The sequence below is a fragment of the bacterium genome, assembly GCA_018812485.1.
Classification (GTDB): Bacteria; JAHJDO01; JAHJDO01; order JAHJDO01; family JAHJDO01; genus JAHJDO01.
The window spans coordinates 1-17,848 of sequence record JAHJDO010000058.1; the positions used below are offsets into that span (position 1 = coordinate 1).

Consider the following 17,848-nt stretch of genomic DNA (forward strand, 5'->3'; position numbering starts at 1 on the left):
TAACTCGAAGAGTTATACACAGAACGGCAGTATCCACAAGGTGAAGAGAAGTAGCATAAACAATTTAGGAGATGACTGATAATTTACAGTCCTTAGGAGAGATTGATAGTATGAATTTGCATAAAACTTCTTGCATTACCGTTTTATTTATTAAGATTTTGTGTATAATGCATAAAAGGGGTTTAATGTGATAAAAAAATCTCAATTTATAGCCTTTAATATTCTCCTTCTATTAGTATTTTGTTTTTCTTATTCATTAGCGCAGGAAGAAAAAGTTCTTGATGTATGTGGTCCTCCTCCTAAAGCAAAGGCTCATAGACGCGCAGGAGGAGAATCCTTTCCTCCCCTACCTTTACCTGTTGCTCCTTTACGTAGAACAGAAAAAAAACGCCCGCCTTCTCCGCCTGTGCTTCTTGTAAAAATTGAATATGGCGTAAATAAGCAATGGCTCAGCGACTGGAGCGATGATTATGGGCTGTTAGAAAATATAAAAAAAACACTTAACATTCAGTATAAAACTTCACGGTTCTCTCTCTCCTCCTATGTTCAAAAAGACCCTGTAATCAGTCCAAAGGATTGTCCAATTCTCTATATTACCGGACATCTCTCATTTTCGTTTGATAAAAAAGAAGTTGTATCTCTTCGGAGGTACCTGGAAAGCGGAGGCACATTAATTTGCGACTGCTGCTGCGGAAGGAATGAAATTAGGCAATCCTTTATTAAGTTGATTGGAGAAATGTTTCCTGATAGTCCTCTATACAAATTACCGCTTGATCACCCTGTTTACAGGACGCTTCATACTATAAAGAGCGTGCATATGAAGATTGATGAAAAATATTCTTATTTAGAACCCGTTCTCTATGGAATTGATATTGGCTCACGCACAGCATTATTTCTATCCATATATGATCTTAGCTGTGGATGGTCTGGCCACACTCATAATTATGGAAAAAGATCTTCTGTTCCAGACGCTCTAAAAATGGGTGACAATATCATTGCTTACATCTTAAGCTTTTATCCTGTTGGAGAATATCTAAGTGTTCAGCGCCTCTATAAATCTCCTAAAGAAAAAGAATCGTCCGAATTTCTTATTGCTCAAATCAAACACAGTGGATATTGGGATCCTTCTCTATCCCGTCTCTCCAATCTGCTTAGAGAACTTGCCAATAGTACATCGTGTGAAGTATCTCTGCATCCGAAAGAAGTAACGTTAACAAATTCCAATTTATTTACATATCCTTTTTTATATATGACTGGTCATGGAGAATTTGTTCTTTCAGATCAGGAATGTAGTAATCTCAGAAAATATTTAACCAGAGGAGGTTTTCTCCTTGTTGATAATAGAACAGGTATGAAAGCATTTGACACATCCTTCAGGCATTATATTAAAAATATATTCCCTGATAAAAAATTAACACAGATTTCCACAACTCATCCTCTTTATAGCACCATACATGACATTAAATCAGTTGAATATACAGATCATGTTCGCCTGATTAATGCATCAGATTCGCCATCTCTTGAAGGAATCAGTATAGGAGGGAATATTGTGCTGGTCTATAGTAAATATGATTTGGCGTGGGGATGGCAAAATGTTGTATCTTATCCCATCAGGCTTGGGATAAAATATCCGGACAGTATAAAACTTGCTACAAATATTATTGTTTATGCTTTAACGCATTAGAACGCAACCATGCAGATTCCAGCGCGGTTTGCTATATTAACAGATTCTTCTATATCCAGAATGATAGTTTTCTGCGCTTCTATAGCTATTGCAGACGCATTGGCTTCTTTTAAAAGTTTGATTGTATCAGTACCAATTGTAGGAACATCAAGACGCATATCCTGGTCAGGCCAGCTGACTTTAACCATAACTATGCCCTTTTTACAATACATGCCAGCTCGTTTAATTGTCTGGTCCGTGCCCTCTATTGCCTCTACTGCTATGATAGCCTTATCCTTTACAATAACTGTTTGTCCTATATAGAGCGCTGCGATCGATTTGGCTATTTTCTGCCCAAAATTAATATCATCCATTTCTGCTTGTGTAGGCTTTCTTTCTGTAAGTATGCCTCTTTGAGGTAGGAGAGGTCTAATAAGTATAGTAGAATCCAGCAACTTTATATCCAATTCAGCCAGTTTATTTGCTATTGCCTCTAGTAGTGTATTGTCTAATCTATCAGCTGCAGATTTAATAAGATCAGATATCATACCGTCTCTTGGAATATTTTTAAACAGCAGGCTTTTTTCTATCTTCCCCACCATAAAAACTTCCTTTAACTCTTCTTTGACTAGAATATCTAAACCTTTTTCCATCTCTCCAATACTGAGCCAATATATTTTATCTACATAGTTTTCCAACTCAGCATTCGTTCCCTCTTTTAATGCAATAGCAACTACTTTCATGCCCCTTCTCTTAGCTTCTTGCGCTAAAATAATGGGGAACTTTCCTTTTCCAGAGATCAAGCCAATCCTGGAACTAGTTATTACGTCTTTCATTTACATATACCTCTGTCAGATGTTCTAATAAAATTTATAAGATATTGTATCTCATCTATTAAGGGGACCTCTTCCTCAATTTTTTTTATAGCCTGACTGGTATTCATGCCGGATCTAAATAAGATTTTATAAGCCTTTTTAAGTTTTTCTATAACTGGGGCAGGGATGTTGTTTCTGGTTAATCCTATAGTATTCAGTCCATATATCCTTATAGGATGGCCATCTGCCCTTGCAAATGGAGGAATATCCTTAACTACCTTGGACAATCCTCCTACAATGGCCAGTCTACCAACCCTTGCTCCCTGATGAATCCCTACCATACCAGACAGCACACATCTATCCTCTAACACAGTATGTCCGGATAATGCTGTATAATTAACCATTATAACATTATTACCCACTTTACAATTATGTGCGATATGTGTATATGCCATAAGAAAATTGTTATTCCCTACCAGTGTTTCTGTCTCTGGCTCTGTTGCTCTATTAATTGTAACATATTCTCTTATAATGTTCCCGTTACCTATTTTAACGTACGTACGGGCATCCTCGTATTTTACATCCTGTGGAGCTGTTCCAATAACTGCCCCAGGAGATATCTTATTGTTTTCTCCTATGCTTGTCCAGCCGTCTATTACAACATTAGAACCAATTTCTGTGTTTTTTCCTATTTTGACATTATCTCCTATAACGCTCCATGGTCCGATTTTTACACCTTTAGAAATCTTAGCGTTTGGAGAAATGACTGCTGTATTATGGATTGTCATTTTCTAATATCCCTTATTGTATAATTGACGTTAATTCCGCTTCGCATACTATTTCCCTATTAACAGAAGCCTTTGCCATTATCCTTCCAACTCTGCTTTTTGCCTTAATTACCTTAACTTCTATAACAAGTTGATCTCCTGGTCTGACAGGCCGTCTTAATTTGACATTATCCATTTTAGCAAAAAATGGCGTCTTTCCTCTATTCTCTTTCTTTCTCAATAACAGAATCCCGCCTACCTGCGCCATTGCCTCAACAATTAGTACGCCGGGCATTATTGGATAGTCTGGAAAGTGTCCCTGGAAAAAACTTTCGTTTGCAGTAACATTCTTAATCCCTACTATCTTTTTATTTCCTTCAATCTTTGTTATCCTGTCAATAAGTAAAAATGGATATCTATGCGGAAGTATCTTTTTTATTTCATCTATGTCTAAACTAGTTTTTGTCTCCGTATCATCGTCATCCACCAGCCCTCCCATTTTCTTAAGTCTTTTAACCAACTCTATATTTAAGGAATGACCGCTCTTTATTGCAATAACATGTGCTTTTAGTGGTTGTCCCAGTAAATACAGATCGCCTATTAAATCAAGTATCTTATGCATAACAAACTCGTTTTCAAACCTCAATTTATCGTTAAGAAGAGCTTCGTCTCCTATAACAACGGCATTCTCTAAACTACCACCTTTTATGAGCCCTTCCTTTTGCAACATCTCCACCTCTTCCAGAAAACAGAAGGTTCTTGCAGAGGCTATTTCTCCCTTAAAAGATTCTGGTGTAATTATAACTGAGGCGAATTGAGAATTAAGTACAGGATGGTTATAGCCAATAGTAAATGAGATTCGGAAATCTTTTGATGGCAAAGCAACCAAAGAAGAACCATTTTCTGAAACCCAAACAGGCTCTTTTACTTCAAAAAACTTCTTGGGCACTTTTTGTTGGACGATTCCTGCTCGTTCCAGTGCTTCCACAAATGGCAGCGCGCTTCCATCAACTACAGGAGGCTCATTGCTGCTGAGTTCTATCAACATATTATCAATCCCTAAACCTGCTGCTGCTGCCAGTACGTGCTCTACAGTATGCACTTTTATATCGCTTTTACCCAGAGAAGTCCCCCTGGCTGTATCAACGACTCCACTAATGTCTGCTTTGACTACTGGAGTCCCTGGTAAATCCTTTCTTATGAATTTTATGCCTGCGTTTTCATCTGCAGGTTTAAAACAAATGGTGGTTTTGTTTCCTGTATGCAAGCCAATGCCTGAACAACTCACTTTATTGCTTATTGTTGTCTGTAATTGCATAATCTTCCCTTTTGTTATTTTCTGCTTTCCTTTATTTCTTTTTCCTTTAATAAACCTTCTATATGGCTTGTAATGTCCAATTTTTTATCTACATATAATAGATCACGATTCCCAATTACCAGAGTATATCCCCTTTTTTCTGAATATTCTTTGATCACAGCCTCTATGTCCTTTATAATTCCCCTAATGGCTTTTTCTCTCTTAACCTCCAGTTCTCTTTTACTTTCTCTAATAACTCTATTCAATTGAAGAGCCTTTTGTTCGAGAATTCCTTTCTGTTTATCTTTTTCCTCTTGCTTTAACACACCTGATCCCAGCTTCTTCTGAATATTATTAATCTCCTCTCGAATTTCTTTTATCTTTTCTTCTTTCTTATCCGCTTCCTCCTTCAATTCCGCCTCTGCTTTCTTGGTCTTATAATAATCTTCAAACAGCACAGAGAAATTGACATAACCTATCTTTAGCTCATCTGCTGCATGACAGGTTGAAGATAGGAAGAAGAAAGAAAATATAAAAACTAGCAAATATTTAACGTGTTGCATTTACACTTCTCCTAGAAACTATACGATATGGAAATGTCAAATCTACCTTTATGCCTGTCTATCCCATATCCATAAAATAATGTAACAGGTATAGGGATAAGTATTCTTATCCCGGTTCCTATGCTTGTTTTCACGGAACTTGAGAAACCGCCTGCGTTTTTCCATGCATTTCCAGCATCATAGAACACCAAACCTCTGATCTTCATAGGACTTTTGGTTGGGGTATCTGTTGTATCCACCAAAAGATATGAGTACTCCAGATTACCAACTAACATCGAATTTCCACCAACATTAACATCTTCGTCTTTAGGCCCTATACTGCTGTAATCATATCCTCGAACTGTGCTTGGTCCTCCTATATAGAATCGTTCATAAACTGGAACCTGTTCTGTGCTCCCATAAGCATCAACCACTCCAGCTCTGAAACGGATATTGAACACAGACTTTTTAGTTAAAGGAAAATACTTGCTTGTGCTGCCAGTTACTTTATAAAAATCCTTATCTCCGAGAAAAGGACCTCCAGCGCACTCTACAGACACTACATTTAGATATCCTTTAGTCGGATCAAAAATATTATCTCTATGATCATTTTGTATCATTGCTGTTATACTGCTGATAGTTGCTGATCCTTCATCATCCGCTACTACATCAGGAGCATCATCTGTTAAGTCGCCTACATCTACATTTTCGCATTTATATGTAAGAGAGCCTCGTGTATATTCTGTAATGGAACGTCCAACTCTTATATCCCCGCCTGTTTTGGTTTCTGCCCATTCTTCTTGATAATAGGTTTTATTGTATAGATCAAACCCTGCGGAAATAGGCTTATCCATAAACCACGGCTCTGTAAAGCCCAGGACAAAATTCTGCCGTCTTGCGCTTATATCAGCCCGGATACTGACATACTGGCCCCCGCCTGAAAAACTCGGAAAGTTCTTGATATCGAAATTATTCTGTCTAAGCTCTATAAATCCTATGGCATTCTCCACTGTGCTGTATCCACCGCCAAAGGAGAAACTGCCTGTCTTTTTTTCTTCTATGTCACAAATTAAGTCCCTGACATTTATATCTTCTGTTTTCTCATCAGAAAAATTTACCATTGAGAAATAGCCTAGATTCATTAACCTTTCTCTGCTTCGCTTAACCTTTTTTGTATCAAACTTTTCTCCTGGCTTTATTCTTACTTCTCTGCGAATAACCTTGTCCTTCGTTTCCAGATTCCCTTTTATAATAATACGGCGAACATAATTAATATTCCCTTCATATATATTATACACCGCATCAACTGTTCTATCCTTATCGTTAATCTGTGTTTCTGGATTCACATAAGCATCTATATAGCCTCTCTCTCCGTAAAACATTCGTATATTATAAATATCCTTAGAAACTCCGTATTCACTAAAAGCATCGCCTTTTTTCATATCCAGCATATTGATGATATCCTGAGGAGGAAAACTCTTATTGCCAGCTACAACGATTTCGTTTGTGAAATACCTATTATTTTCACTAATAGGAATTCGTATATACATCTTAGTTCTTGCCTCATTAAAGGTTATGTCTGCTTCTTCTATCTCAGCTTTTATATATCCGGCTTTGTCGTAATAAAGTTTAAGCTGCTTTATATCTTCCTTTAATTTGTCAGGATCATAATATCCCTTTGGGAACCATTTTAGTCTGGCTTTTTTCGTTATCATTTGTCTCTTTAGCTTCCAGTCACTGAAATGGCTATTTCCATCAAAAACAATCTTTTTTATCCTTACTTTCTTCCCCTCTTTTATCTTGATATTGACAACAACCTTGCCGGGCTCCTTCTCCTCAACAGTGTGACTGATAACGGCTGCATAATATCCGTCGTTTTTGTACAGTTCATATATAGATTTCTCATTTCCCTTTAGACGTTTCTCATCATATGTATCTCCCATGACAATAGACATAATGCTTTTTATCTTTTTTAGCTTTAATTTTTTATTGCCTGATATCACAATTTTCTCAATAGCAGGTCTCTCTTGAACAATAAAAGTAATGTTCAGCCCTCCAAGAAACTCAGAAGCATCTACAGTTATATCCTGAAAATGTCCAAGCCCATAAAGCCTTTCAATATCCGCGCTCACTACTTCCTGCAAAAACGGCATTCCTTCCTTGGTTTCTATTCTGCTCAGAATAGTGGAAGTGCTTATTCTGCTGTTCCCTTTCACACTTACTTTGGTCACTTTCTTTACATCCTTAGGAGCCTGCTCAGCACCTACCTCAGAGATGTAGGAGGTAAGAAAGAAAATAAAGAAAAAGAGAAAAATACTTGCGTAACATTTTTTTGCCATTATCCTTTGCTCCTTATGTTTTTAACAGCTTTTTGTCTTTTTATACTAAAATCTAATTTATCTCCCTTTTGAACAACCTCTATTATAGAGCCTTTGGAAATTTTTCTCCTTAATATTTCTTCAGAGAGAGGGTCTTCAATATAACGCTGTATAGCCCTTTGAAGAGGTCTTGCTCCATAAACAGGATCATAGCCTTTTTCAATAAGAAAATCCTTCACCTGAGAAGTGATATGCAATTTTATTCCATCTGATTCGAGACGTGAATATACATCGCTTAACATCAAATCCACTATCTTTTTTAGTTCATCTTTAGTGAGTTCATGAAACACTATTACTTCGTCCAATCTATTAATAAATTCAGGTCTGAACACCTGTTTAACCTCGCTCATAAGTTTGGACTTAGTTTCCTCATACGTCCGTTTTGCATCTGAAGAGCGAAATCCCAAAGATCCGCGCTTTATATCGCGTGTGCCAATGTTTGATGTCATAATTAATACTGTATTTCTAAAATCCACAGTATGGTTCAAACTGTCTGTCAACCTGCCATCATCAAATACCTGCAAGAGTATATTAAAAACATCAGGATGCGCCTTTTCTATCTCATCAAGAAGAACCACAGAGTATGGCCTCCTTCTTACCTTTTCAGTAAGCTGTCCACCTTCTTCATAGCCCACATATCCTGGAGGGGCCCCAATAAGTCTTGATACAGCAAATTTCTCCATGTACTCTGACATATCAAGACGTATAAGAGCATCTCTATCACCAAATAAAAACTCCGCCAGTGTCTTTGCAAGCTCAGTTTTTCCTACTCCTGTAGGTCCCAGAAAAATAAATGAGCCAACAGGTCTTTTTGGATCTTTTAGTCCTGATCGTGAGCGTCTTATTGCCCTGCTGATTGCTTCTATTGGTTCGTCCTGTCCAATAATACGCTTATGCAGAGCCTCTTCCATCTTGAGAAGCTTTTTAGCCTCTGCTTCCTGAAGTCTCTGAATTGGTATGCCTGTCCACTTGGACACAATCTCTGCAATCACCTCAGTAGTTACTACAGCAGACGCCTTTTTATTTGACTGGTTCCAGTCTTTCTGCTGATTAGAGAGTTCAGCCTTTAGCTTTTTCTCTCTATCTCTTAATTGCGCTGCCTTTTCAAAATCCTGCGTTTTGACAGCTGATTCCTTTTCCCTTCTAACTTCATCTAGCTGCTTTTCAAGTTTTTTTACATCCAAAGGCGCAGTGGTGACTGATAGCCGAACCTTTGCACCAGCTTCATCTATGACATCTATTGCCTTATCTGGCAAAAATCTATCGGTTATATAACGATCAGACAGTTTTGCTGCAGCCTCAAGTGCTTCATCTAATATCTTTACTCTATGATACGCTTCATACTTATCTCTTAGTCCCTTTAATATCTCTATTGTTTCCTTTACAGACGGAGCTTCAACCATAATTGTCTGAAAACGCCTTTCTAGGGCAGCATCCTTTTCAATGTATTTTCTGTATTCATTCACAGTTGTTGCTCCAATACACTGAATATCTCCTCTGGCTAACGCAGGCTTCAGCATACTGGAAGCATCTATTGCGCCTTCTGCAGCGCCTGCGCCTACTAAATTATGTATTTCATCAATAAACAATATCACGTCATCTGATTTTTTTATCTCTGACATAACAGCTTTAATTCTTTCTTCAAACTGCCCGCGATACTTTGTCCCGGCAACCATGGAAGCTAAATCAAGGGTTATTAGCCTTTTCCCTTTAATGGAATCAGGAACATTCCCAGCAACTATTTGCTGGCCCAATCCCTCTACAATGGCTGTTTTACCAACTCCCGCATCTCCTAAAAGAACAGGATTATTCTTTTTCCTCCTGCTTAATACATGAATTACTCTCTCTATTTCATCCTTTCTCCCTATAACAGGATCAAGCTTTCCGTCAATTGCAAGTTTTGTGAGATTAGTGCCAAATGCATCAAGCGCTGGTGTCTTGGTTTTTGCTCCAGCGTCCCCTGCCCCTGCATGACCTGCTGCTGCGCCTAAAGGCTCGCCACCGAGAAGGTCCATTATTTCAGCTCTCATCTTTTCCAAATTAAGTCCCATTTGTTCAAGAACCTGAGCCGCAATTCCCTCTTTTTCGCGAATTAAGCCCAGAAATATATGTTCTGTCCCAACATAATTATGTCCCAGTGCGGACGCTTCTTCCATCGCGAACTCTAGAACTCTTTTAGCTTGTGGACTTAAAGGCATCTCTCCAAGTACTAATGTAGGAGAACCTGTTTGTGCTTTTTTCTCTATTTCTACTCTTATCTTTTTTGAATCTATACCCAATTTTTCAATTACTGCTAGAGCTACTCCACTACCCACTCTAAGAAGACCAAGTAAAATATGTTCTGTTCCAACCTGTGGATGATTCATGCGGGCAGCTTCTTCCTTTGCCATCATAACCACACGTTTTGCTCTTTCAGTAAATCTATTAAACATCTTTATTTTCCCCTTTTTCTAAATTTCCCCTGATAAGGTTTGCTCTTGCTATATCACGCTCGTAAGGCTCTAGTTTCCTTCCTTCTAATTTCTGAAGATACGCTGGTTGTGTAATGATAAACATTCTATTGACTAATATTCTATCTATTTTGTCTATAATCTTCAATCCAATTCCTAACCTCAGGAGAGACAGCATGTCTAAAGTCTCCTGAAAATCTATGATTCTGACATTTGAAAGTGTTCCATACGCGCGCCAAATCTTATCTTCTATCACTTTTTTATTTTCTTTTATCATTAGTGTCCTGGCATTCTCCTCATAACCAACAACTTGTTTTACTACAGATTCAATATTATTTATTATGTCCTCTTCGCTATATCCCAGAGTAACCTGATTAGATATTTGAAAGAAATTTCCATATGCCTCAGTCCCCTCTCCATAAAGCCCTCTAATTGCAATACCCAGCTTAGCAACCGCTTGCAGGACCTTTCCTATTTGTTTGGTAATTACTAATGCAGGCAGATGAATCAAAACCGAGGCTCGCATGCCTGTTCCAACATTAGTAGGACACGATGTTAGATATCCCCACGTCTTAGAAAAGGCAAATTCCACTTGTGATTCAAGCTCTAATGTTGCCTGATTGATCAATCTCCAGCTATCTAACAGTTGTAAACCGGGCTGTATGCATTGAAGCCTCAAATGATCTTCCTCATTAACCATTATACTAATTATCTCTTTATCACTTACTACCAATATCTGCTCTGATTTTGGCTTTCCGAACTCCTGACTTATAAGGTGCTTTTCCACCAGAAACTGGATATCTATATCTGTTAAATCCGACATATCTATAATTAAGGTGTTTTTTAAATACTTACTATTCTTTATAGCTTTCTCTGTCTTTGATATTACTTCTCTGAGCTGCTCCTTATTAGCGCGGTTAGGAAAAGGTATCAGATCATAATTCCTTGCAAGTCTCACTCGGCTGCTTACAACTATGTCTGATAGAGGACCTTCCTTTTGCAGCCAACTGGCAATCTGTCCAACCAACTTGGTAATAGACATCATTCCTTAATTCCTTTTTCCAGCTTTCTTATCTGATCTCTAATCTCTGCCGCCCTCTCAAACGCTTCTTGCTGGATAGCCCCCTCCATTTCCATCTTCAGCTTTTCGATCTTTGATAAAGTCTGAACTTCCTTAGCATGCTTAGGCGGTACAACACTGCCAACATGTTTTGTGCTTCCATGAATCCTCTTTATTAGCGGTTCCAGTTCAGTTTGAAACGCTTTATAGCATCTGCTGCAGCCAAAACGCCCTGTCTTTCTAAAATCTGAAAATAGAAGACCGCAATTATCACACTTTAGATTTTCCTTTCCTTCTTCTGTTTCTACAAAACCTGCAAACCCTTTAACCAAATCTGCCATGGAAAAATTCCCGGATTGATCTATTATCTCTTTCTGCCTGGCACAATCCTCACACAGATGCAGCTCTACTGCTTCATTATTGAGTATCTCCGTATAATGAACCGTTGCCCTCTGTTCCCTGCAAATCTGACAGAACATGCTAACTCTTCTCCTGATTTTTTCCCAAAGACTTTGTCGAATCTAGTTCATCATTTAAGAAAGTCATTATTCCGAGCTTATTAGCCCACTTTTTCATATACTTCATATCCAGCTTTCCTTTTTGAGAGATAAGAATTTCTCTTATGTCGTCTATATCTTTGCCCCGTCCTGCTAATAACTTGTAAAGGACTAAATCCTCTGCTGAAATAATAGGTATTTTCCTGCCAGAGAGCTTAATCTCCTTCCGACGAGATAAAGCTGTTCTCTGATATTCCCCTGAAGCCAGAAAAAGATCTACATAAATTCTACGATTCTTTACTGAAGATGCAAGAGTAATAAAAGCTGATTTCTGTATTGTCTTCACAGGGTTTCTTTTATCATAAGTGAAGCTTTGCTTGCTTGCTTCCAAAAGAAACTTACCACTCTCAGAGCTGGAAATTCCTATAACTGCATCTATATCATATGTGGTTCGCGGTTCTCCCCATACGCTAACAGCTATGCCTCCCATAAACATTACCGAAACGTGTGCCTTCAAGGCTATTTTCAATATTTTATCTAATATGTTAAGAAGGTTTTTCTGAATCATACTGTAATTCCTCTTAAAATTTTCTCATTGACCTGATGATGTTCCTTACTCAATTTTTCCAAACGTGCCAGAGCCCCTTCTTCCGGTGAAATTTCAGGATTGGTCAGCCTAATTCCTTCCTTCATTAATTCAAATGAAAACTCACATAACTCCAGCCATGCCTTAACTTTGTCCTCTTTCGATTTCCATTCCTGTCTATGGCGCATTTTACTTCTCTCCAATAAATTTCTTGAACTTGTTTATTAGAAGCGCTGTGATTTTTCCAGGCTTTCCGTTTCCTATCTCCCTTCCATCAACTTTTACCACAGGAATAAGCTCAGCTGCCGTTCCGCTCAAGAAGCATTCATCAGAAGTATATACTTCATATCTTGAAAAAATAAGTTCTTTAACCCTCAATCCTTCTTGTTCAGCAAGCTTTATAACTATCCTCCTTGTAATTCCGTCTAATGCGCCAATGGATGTAGGCGGAGTGACAAGAGTATCATTTCTATATATGAATATATTATCCCCGCTGCATTCAACAACATTGCCAGAGGAATTCAGCATTAGCGCTTCGTTAGCACCAGCATTTACCGCTTCAATCTTGGCAAGAATATTATTCAGATAATTCATGGATTTTATCTGAGGATTCAGAGCGCTGACAGGTGTTCTTTGCGTAGATGCAGTTATGATTTCCATTCCTTTCCTATAAAGTTCTATTGGATAAAGAGCTATTTTGTTAACAATGATAACAATCGATGACTTAAGACACGTTTTTGGGTCAATACCCAGATCCCCTACGCCTCTTGTTATTATCAGCCTTATGTACCCACTCTTTAATCCGTTAACTTTATTAGCTTGCATAACAGCCTTCCCCAATTCTGTCTTTGATAATGGTATTTTTAATCTAATTGCCTTTGCAGAATCATAAAGCCTGTTTATATGTTCATCCAGCATAAAGATATTGCCATTATAGATCCTGATCCCCTCAAAAACTCCGTCTCCATACAAAAATCCATGATCATATACAGAAATATTGGCCTTTGACGTTGGAAAGAATTTTCCATCAATATAAACTTGCATAATAAAACCCCCTTCGTAGTTTTTTAAAATCCGAAATTCTAAATCCGAAACTCGAAACAAATTCTAAATTCAAATTTTTGAAATTCAAAACACCGTTTTGAGCATTTGTATTTTTGTCATTTGATATTGTTTCGTATTTCGTGCTTAGTGCTTCGAATTTAATTAGGTATCCTATCATATCAACAAAAAATTGTCTATAAGTCGTGTTTCGCCTATACGACAAGCGATTATAATTAAATTAGTTTTTGAAATCTCGGAAACAAGTGAAAAATCTTCAGAATTGACTATGCCCACATAATCCAAGTGCGCCAATCTCTCTTTTTTTACCACACTCATCATGCATTCTAACACATTATCAGATTTCTTTTCTCCGTTCTTTATCATTCCCTCTGCTCCCTGTAAAGATCTGTATAATACCAGTGCTGCCTTTCTTTCCTTAGAAGACAAATATTTGTTCCTTGAACTCATTGCCAAACCATCCTTTTCTCTAACAGTGGGCAGAACAACAATACTCACGTTAAAATTCAGGTCTTTTACCATTCTTTTAATAATTGCGACTTGCTGAGCATCTTTTTGGCCAAAATAAGCAATGTCAGGGTCTACAATGTTGAAAAGTTTCCCAACAATAGTGCATACTCCTCTAAAATGCGCAGGTCTTGTTTTCCCTTCCCAGATTTTATCCATATTTTCAACACTAATAACGGTGGAAAAACCTTTAGCATAGATATGCTTCGTATCTGGATAAAAAATAACATCCACTCCTGCCCTTTCTGCTAGTTTCCTGTCCGTATCAAAATCTCTCGGGTATTTTTTGAAATCTTCTCCTGGGGCAAACTGCATTGGATTCACAAATATACTCATAACTACAATATCACAATCCCTTCTTGCGCTATGTATAAGACTCAAATGCCCATTGTGAAGATACCCCATTGTTGGAACAAGACCAATGCTTTTATTATGGATTTTTACTCCCTTGGATAATTGCTGCATGTCCTGAACAGTCTTAACAATCTTCATTTGTAACTATGCTCTTTATCCGGGAACTTTCCTGCAGTTACATCTTTTTTATAGCCTTCAATTGCTTTTGCGATCTGTTCTGCCAAATTAGCATACTGTTTAACGAATTTCGGAACATGTCCTGTTTTTAAGCCCAGCATATCATGTGTCACCAATATCTGTCCGTCACAGTATGGCCCTGCTCCAATCCCAATAGTTGGAATATGAAGTTTCTTTGTTATATCCCTTGCGAGTGTATACGGAACACATTCAAGGACAATGGCAAAAACCCCTGTTTTCTCAAGCAGCAAAGCATCTTCAATGAGTCTTTTAGCTTTTTCGGGGGCCCTTCCTTGAACCCTGTATCCTCCAATCTGATGAATTGATTGAGGGGTCAGACCTATATGACCCAACACTGGAATCCCTGCTTGAACAATCCTATATACAGCATCTTTTATCTGCTTCCCTCCTTCCAGTTTAACGGCCTCAGCACCTGCTTCTTTTATAAATCTACCAGCATTTTCAACAGCTTGCTTCTGATCTGCCTGATACGACATAAATGGCATATCTGCAACAAGTAACGAATCCGGATTAGCTCTTGATACGGCTTTGGTATGATGTATCATTTCATCCATTGTTACAGGTATAGTATCCTTGTATCCGAGAATTATAGATGAAAGTGAATCACCAACAAGAATCAAATCAATATCTACCTGATTAATAATTGTTGTCATCCAATAATTGTAAGAAGTAAGCGCAACAATTCTTTTTACTCCTTTCATGTCTTGAATCACCGTAGCCGTTTTCTTCATCACATTATCCTTATAAATGTTACATTTTTGTAAATATATCTGAGGAAACAGGTTTATAGTATTGAGTGCCTCCTCGCATGTCCTTTATCGTTTTAATTAAATCGCTAAGGTCTATCTTACTATTAACAAAATCTATCCGGTCTGTATCCACAAAAAGCAACGGGCTGTCTTTATATAGAAAAAAGAAATGGTTATATGCCTTATTAAGATCTTCTATATATGTCTGGGAAATTCCAATTTCGGATTGCTTTCCTCTGTTTTTTATGCGTTGAATTAAAACTGAGGTAGATGCTTGAAGGTATATCACTAAATCAGGCGCAGGAATCCTCTTAGCCAGCAGAGGTTCAAGATGATTATACAATACCAATTCATCCTCATTAAGATTAAGATACGCAAATATTCTATCCTTCGCGAATAAATAATCACACACAACAGCCCTTTTGAAAAGTTCTCGTTGCAATATTTTTTGCTGCTGGCTATATCTTGAGAGAAGAAAGAAAATCTGAGTTTGAAAGGCATATTCTTCTGCATTACCATAAAATTTCTCCAGAAATGGATTTTCTTCACTTCTCTCAAGAACCAGTTTCCCATTAATCTCTTTTGACAGCTCTCTAGCAAGAGAAGTCTTCCCTACACCAATAGTGCCTTCAACAACAATATACTTTCCTTCTAACATTTACCCTATTTTCCTAACAATCTGTTCTTCTGTTATCTCATCCAGCAACTGTTTCACAGACTTTCCAAGAACAGGATGTATAAAATTCCCGATAATCTCAGCTAAAGGAGCCAGCACAAATACTCTTTTATGCGCTTGAGGATGAGGAATTTTCAAAACCTGTTCATTCAAAACAATGTCCTTAAAAAAAATTATATCTATATCTATTTCCCGAGGACCCCAAACAAAGGAATGCTCTCTTCCTATAGAAAGCTCAATATCTTTAATGATCTTCAATAAGTTTTTAGGCTCAATATCTGTCTCAACTTCAACTGCGCAATTCAAAAACCACGGCTGTTTCTCTATGCCAACGGGACTTGTTTTATAAAATGAAGAACACTTCTTGACCTCAATCTGCTGGCTTTGAGACAACAGGCGAATAGCTTCCTGAATATTTGCCTTGCGATTTCCCATATTTGAACCAAGGCTTAAATATACACACATTTTAAATTCCAAAAACACTTTAGTATTAAGTCATAAGGATTAAGAATTAAGTAAAGGCATCATATACTACAAACTTAATCCTTAGAGCGAAGCGTCTTAATCCTTAATCCTATTTAACACATCTTTCATATCATAAAGTCCTGCTCTTTGGGTGCTGATAAATTTTATCGCTTTAATAACTCCTTGTGCAAATGTATCTCTCGTGGTAGCGATATGCTTTAGTTCTATTCTTTCGCCAGTTCCTCCAAATATAACTGTATGCTCTCCAACTATATCGCCTGCTCTAACAGCATGTATTCCAATCTCATTTTGCTTTTTTTCTCCAACGAATCCTCTTCTGCCATAGACAGCCACATCCTCAAGCTGTCTACCTTTCACTTTTGAAATAATTTCAGCAAGAGTTTTTGCTGTGCCGCTTGGAGCATCCTTCTTAAATCTATGATGAGCCTCTATAATCTCCACGTCATATTCATCTCCTAATATGCTTGACGCTTGCTCAACAAGTTTACACAAAAGATTAACACCAACACTCATATTTGAAGAAACAAGACAGGCAACTATATGAGAGATATTTCTTATCTCAGATAACGCTTCGACTCCCAACCCGGTAGTGCCGACAATTAACGCTTTCTTATATTTTGCACAGGCACTGGCAGAAGCAAGAACTCCGTCTGTGGATGAAAAATCAACCACAACATCTGCATCCTTTATAACGTCCTTAATACATGAACTCACCTTTACGCCTGATTTATCAATGCCTGCTATTACGCCGACATCTTTTCCTATGTCTGAATGAGATAGAATCTCAACTGCTCCGCAAAGATGCAAATCTTTTTGAATGGAGAGGAGATTTATTATTCTCCTGCCCATTCTCCCGCATGCACCATTAACAATTACATTAATCATGACAAAACTCCTATGTCAGTCAATACTCCTCTCAATTTTTCCCTGTTTCCCTTCTCTATCTCGCAAAGAGGCAGTCTTAATTGAGGACTAATCTTCCCCATCATTCCAAGAGCTGTTTTTACAGGTATTGGATTTGTTTCATAGAATAATGCCTTAAATAGAGGAAACAAGTTAAAATGAATTTTTCTGGATTCTTCTAAATTACCATTCAAAAAACTCTTTACCATCATAGCCATGTGTTTTGGAACTACATTTGCCGCGACTGATATTACTCCTTTTGCTCCAAGCGCCATCATAGGCAAGGTTAGAGCGTCGTCTCCTGAAAGAACAGTTATATCACACAGACCTATTATATCGCTGACCTGATCCAAGCTCCCGCTTGCTTCCTTTATACCAATAATATTATCAATCTTTGAAAGCTCAGCAACTGTCTTGGGCAGAATACTTATGCCTGTTCTTGAAGGCACATTATACAGTATGATAGGGATATCCACTGCCTTTGCTATCTTCTCATAATGTAAGTACTGTCCTCTAGGAGTTGGTTTATTATAGTATGGAGTAATCAGTAATGCTCCATCTGCTCCAGCGCCTTTGGCGGATCTTGTAAGTGCCAGAGCTTCTTCAGTACTATTTGAACCTGTTCCTGCAATTACAGGAACTCTCTTATTAACAATATCAATAACTAATTTTATCATGTATTCCTGCTCTTTGTGAGTAAGCGTAGCTGCCTCTCCTGTACATCCACATGGAAGGATCGCACTTGTGCCCTCTGAAATATGAAACTCGATAAGCTCTGATAATCTCTGTTCGTCAATCTTATCATCTTTAAATGGTGTAACTATTGCAACTATTGACCCTTCAAACATGTTCTCTCCT

At 37.8% G+C, this 17,848-nt stretch carries 18 protein-coding genes; 1 reads left to right on the forward strand and 17 read right to left on the reverse strand.

Going from position 1 to position 17,848, the window contains the following annotated elements; translation table 11 throughout:
- Window positions 1-187: 187 nt before the first annotated feature.
- On the forward strand, window positions 188-1,684 hold the full coding sequence (locus tag KKC91_04425) for a DUF4159 domain-containing protein (GenBank protein ID MBU0477795.1): 1,497 nt from the start codon (window positions 188-190) through the stop codon (window positions 1,682-1,684).
- Here the strand turns inward: KKC91_04425 and lpxI are convergent.
- The 17 genes from lpxI to dapA all read right to left on the reverse strand — a co-directional run bounded on the left by lpxI (window position 1,681) and on the right by dapA (window position 17,838).
- Window positions 1,681-2,499: a UDP-2,3-diacylglucosamine diphosphatase LpxI gene (gene lpxI / locus KKC91_04430; protein ID MBU0477796.1), complete on the reverse strand. Its 819-nt coding sequence runs from the start codon at window positions 2,497-2,499 to the stop codon at window positions 1,681-1,683. The two genes, KKC91_04425 and lpxI, sit on opposite strands and share 4 nt — an antisense overlap.
- Window positions 2,496-3,266 carry an acyl-ACP--UDP-N-acetylglucosamine O-acyltransferase gene (gene lpxA / locus KKC91_04435; protein ID MBU0477797.1) on the reverse strand — a complete coding sequence of 257 codons (771 nt, stop codon included), beginning with the start codon at window positions 3,264-3,266 and terminating at the stop codon, window positions 2,496-2,498. The genes lpxI and lpxA overlap by 4 nt, the downstream gene beginning before the upstream one ends.
- A 13-nt stretch (window positions 3,267-3,279) precedes the next feature.
- Complete coding sequence (lpxC, locus tag KKC91_04440; GenBank protein ID MBU0477798.1) at window positions 3,280-4,566, reverse strand: UDP-3-O-acyl-N-acetylglucosamine deacetylase; 1,287 nt, start codon at window positions 4,564-4,566, stop codon at window positions 3,280-3,282.
- An 11-nt stretch (window positions 4,567-4,577) separates the two neighbouring features.
- Window positions 4,578-5,105, reverse strand: a complete 528-nt coding sequence (locus KKC91_04445) for an OmpH family outer membrane protein (GenBank protein MBU0477799.1) — start codon at window positions 5,103-5,105, stop codon at window positions 4,578-4,580.
- A gap of 11 nt (window positions 5,106-5,116) precedes the next feature.
- Window positions 5,117-7,423 (reverse strand): outer membrane protein assembly factor BamA, encoded by a 2,307-nt coding sequence (gene bamA, locus KKC91_04450; protein MBU0477800.1) that lies wholly within the window; start codon window positions 7,421-7,423, stop codon window positions 5,117-5,119.
- Window positions 7,423-9,894, reverse strand: a complete 2,472-nt coding sequence (locus KKC91_04455) for an ATP-dependent Clp protease ATP-binding subunit (GenBank protein ID MBU0477801.1) — start codon at window positions 9,892-9,894, stop codon at window positions 7,423-7,425. The genes bamA and KKC91_04455 overlap by 1 nt, the downstream gene beginning before the upstream one ends.
- Window positions 9,887-10,954, reverse strand: coding sequence for a protein arginine kinase (locus KKC91_04460; protein ID MBU0477802.1), 1,068 nt, complete (start codon window positions 10,952-10,954; stop codon window positions 9,887-9,889). Before KKC91_04460 ends, KKC91_04455 begins: the two co-directional genes overlap by 8 nt.
- On the reverse strand, window positions 10,954-11,451 hold the full coding sequence (locus KKC91_04465; GenBank protein ID MBU0477803.1) for a UvrB/UvrC motif-containing protein: 498 nt from the start codon (window positions 11,449-11,451) through the stop codon (window positions 10,954-10,956). Before KKC91_04465 ends, KKC91_04460 begins: the two co-directional genes overlap by 1 nt.
- A 1-nt stretch (window position 11,452) precedes the next feature.
- The gene (locus KKC91_04470; protein ID MBU0477804.1) at window positions 11,453-12,037 is read right to left on the reverse strand and encodes a nucleotidyltransferase; all 585 of its coding nucleotides are present in this window, start codon (window positions 12,035-12,037) and stop codon (window positions 11,453-11,455) included.
- On the reverse strand, window positions 12,034-12,243 hold the full coding sequence (locus KKC91_04475; protein ID MBU0477805.1) for a hypothetical protein: 210 nt from the start codon (window positions 12,241-12,243) through the stop codon (window positions 12,034-12,036). The genes KKC91_04470 and KKC91_04475 overlap by 4 nt, the downstream gene beginning before the upstream one ends.
- A gap of 1 nt (window position 12,244) precedes the next feature.
- Complete coding sequence (ilvE, locus tag KKC91_04480; protein ID MBU0477806.1) at window positions 12,245-13,099, reverse strand: branched-chain-amino-acid transaminase; 855 nt, start codon at window positions 13,097-13,099, stop codon at window positions 12,245-12,247.
- A 174-nt stretch (window positions 13,100-13,273) separates the two neighbouring features.
- Window positions 13,274-14,116, reverse strand: coding sequence for a pantoate--beta-alanine ligase (gene panC, locus KKC91_04485; GenBank protein ID MBU0477807.1), 843 nt, complete (start codon window positions 14,114-14,116; stop codon window positions 13,274-13,276).
- Complete coding sequence (gene panB / locus KKC91_04490; GenBank protein ID MBU0477808.1) at window positions 14,113-14,907, reverse strand: 3-methyl-2-oxobutanoate hydroxymethyltransferase; 795 nt, start codon at window positions 14,905-14,907, stop codon at window positions 14,113-14,115. Before panB ends, panC begins: the two co-directional genes overlap by 4 nt.
- A gap of 19 nt (window positions 14,908-14,926) precedes the next feature.
- A complete protein-coding gene (locus KKC91_04495; GenBank protein MBU0477809.1) occupies window positions 14,927-15,583 on the reverse strand; it encodes a deoxynucleoside kinase in 657 nt (218 codons plus the stop codon).
- On the reverse strand, window positions 15,584-16,066 hold the full coding sequence (folK, locus tag KKC91_04500) for a 2-amino-4-hydroxy-6-hydroxymethyldihydropteridine diphosphokinase (GenBank protein MBU0477810.1): 483 nt from the start codon (window positions 16,064-16,066) through the stop codon (window positions 15,584-15,586). It abuts the gene before it with no gap.
- 96 nt (window positions 16,067-16,162) lie between these two features.
- On the reverse strand, window positions 16,163-16,972 hold the full coding sequence (gene dapB / locus KKC91_04505; GenBank protein ID MBU0477811.1) for a 4-hydroxy-tetrahydrodipicolinate reductase: 810 nt from the start codon (window positions 16,970-16,972) through the stop codon (window positions 16,163-16,165).
- Window positions 16,969-17,838 (reverse strand): 4-hydroxy-tetrahydrodipicolinate synthase, encoded by an 870-nt coding sequence (dapA, locus tag KKC91_04510; protein MBU0477812.1) that lies wholly within the window; start codon window positions 17,836-17,838, stop codon window positions 16,969-16,971. Before dapA ends, dapB begins: the two co-directional genes overlap by 4 nt.
- Between the last annotated feature and the right edge of the window lie 10 nt (window positions 17,839-17,848).

Bases quoted from the DNA above. Each gene is read 5' to 3' on its own strand.
- KKC91_04495 (MBU0477809.1), bottom strand. From the start codon at position 15,583: ATGTTAGAAGGAAAGTATATTGTTGTTGAAGGCACTATTGGTGTAGGG.
- KKC91_04470 (MBU0477804.1), bottom strand. From the start codon at position 12,037: ATGATTCAGAAAAACCTTCTTAACATATTAGATAAAATATTGAAAATA.
- panB (MBU0477808.1), bottom strand. From the start codon at position 14,907: ATGAAGAAAACGGCTACGGTGATTCAAGACATGAAAGGAGTAAAAAGA.
- dapB (MBU0477811.1), bottom strand. From the start codon at position 16,972: ATGATTAATGTAATTGTTAATGGTGCATGCGGGAGAATGGGCAGGAGA.
- bamA (MBU0477800.1), bottom strand. From the start codon at position 7,423: ATGGCAAAAAAATGTTACGCAAGTATTTTTCTCTTTTTCTTTATTTTC.
- KKC91_04465 (MBU0477803.1), bottom strand. From the start codon at position 11,451: ATGTTCTGTCAGATTTGCAGGGAACAGAGGGCAACGGTTCATTATACG.
- KKC91_04445 (MBU0477799.1), bottom strand. From the start codon at position 5,105: ATGCAACACGTTAAATATTTGCTAGTTTTTATATTTTCTTTCTTCTTC.
- lpxA (MBU0477797.1), bottom strand. From the start codon at position 3,266: ATGACAATCCATAATACAGCAGTCATTTCTCCAAACGCTAAGATTTCT.
- KKC91_04475 (MBU0477805.1), bottom strand. From the start codon at position 12,243: ATGCGCCATAGACAGGAATGGAAATCGAAAGAGGACAAAGTTAAGGCA.
- dapA (MBU0477812.1), bottom strand. From the start codon at position 17,838: ATGTTTGAAGGGTCAATAGTTGCAATAGTTACACCATTTAAAGATGAT.
- panC (MBU0477807.1), bottom strand. From the start codon at position 14,116: ATGAAGATTGTTAAGACTGTTCAGGACATGCAGCAATTATCCAAGGGA.
- folK (MBU0477810.1), bottom strand. From the start codon at position 16,066: ATGTGTGTATATTTAAGCCTTGGTTCAAATATGGGAAATCGCAAGGCA.
- lpxI (MBU0477796.1), bottom strand. From the start codon at position 2,499: ATGAAAGACGTAATAACTAGTTCCAGGATTGGCTTGATCTCTGGAAAA.
- KKC91_04455 (MBU0477801.1), bottom strand. From the start codon at position 9,894: ATGTTTAATAGATTTACTGAAAGAGCAAAACGTGTGGTTATGATGGCA.
- ilvE (MBU0477806.1), bottom strand. From the start codon at position 13,099: ATGCAAGTTTATATTGATGGAAAATTCTTTCCAACGTCAAAGGCCAAT.
- KKC91_04460 (MBU0477802.1), bottom strand. From the start codon at position 10,954: ATGTCTATTACCAAGTTGGTTGGACAGATTGCCAGTTGGCTGCAAAAG.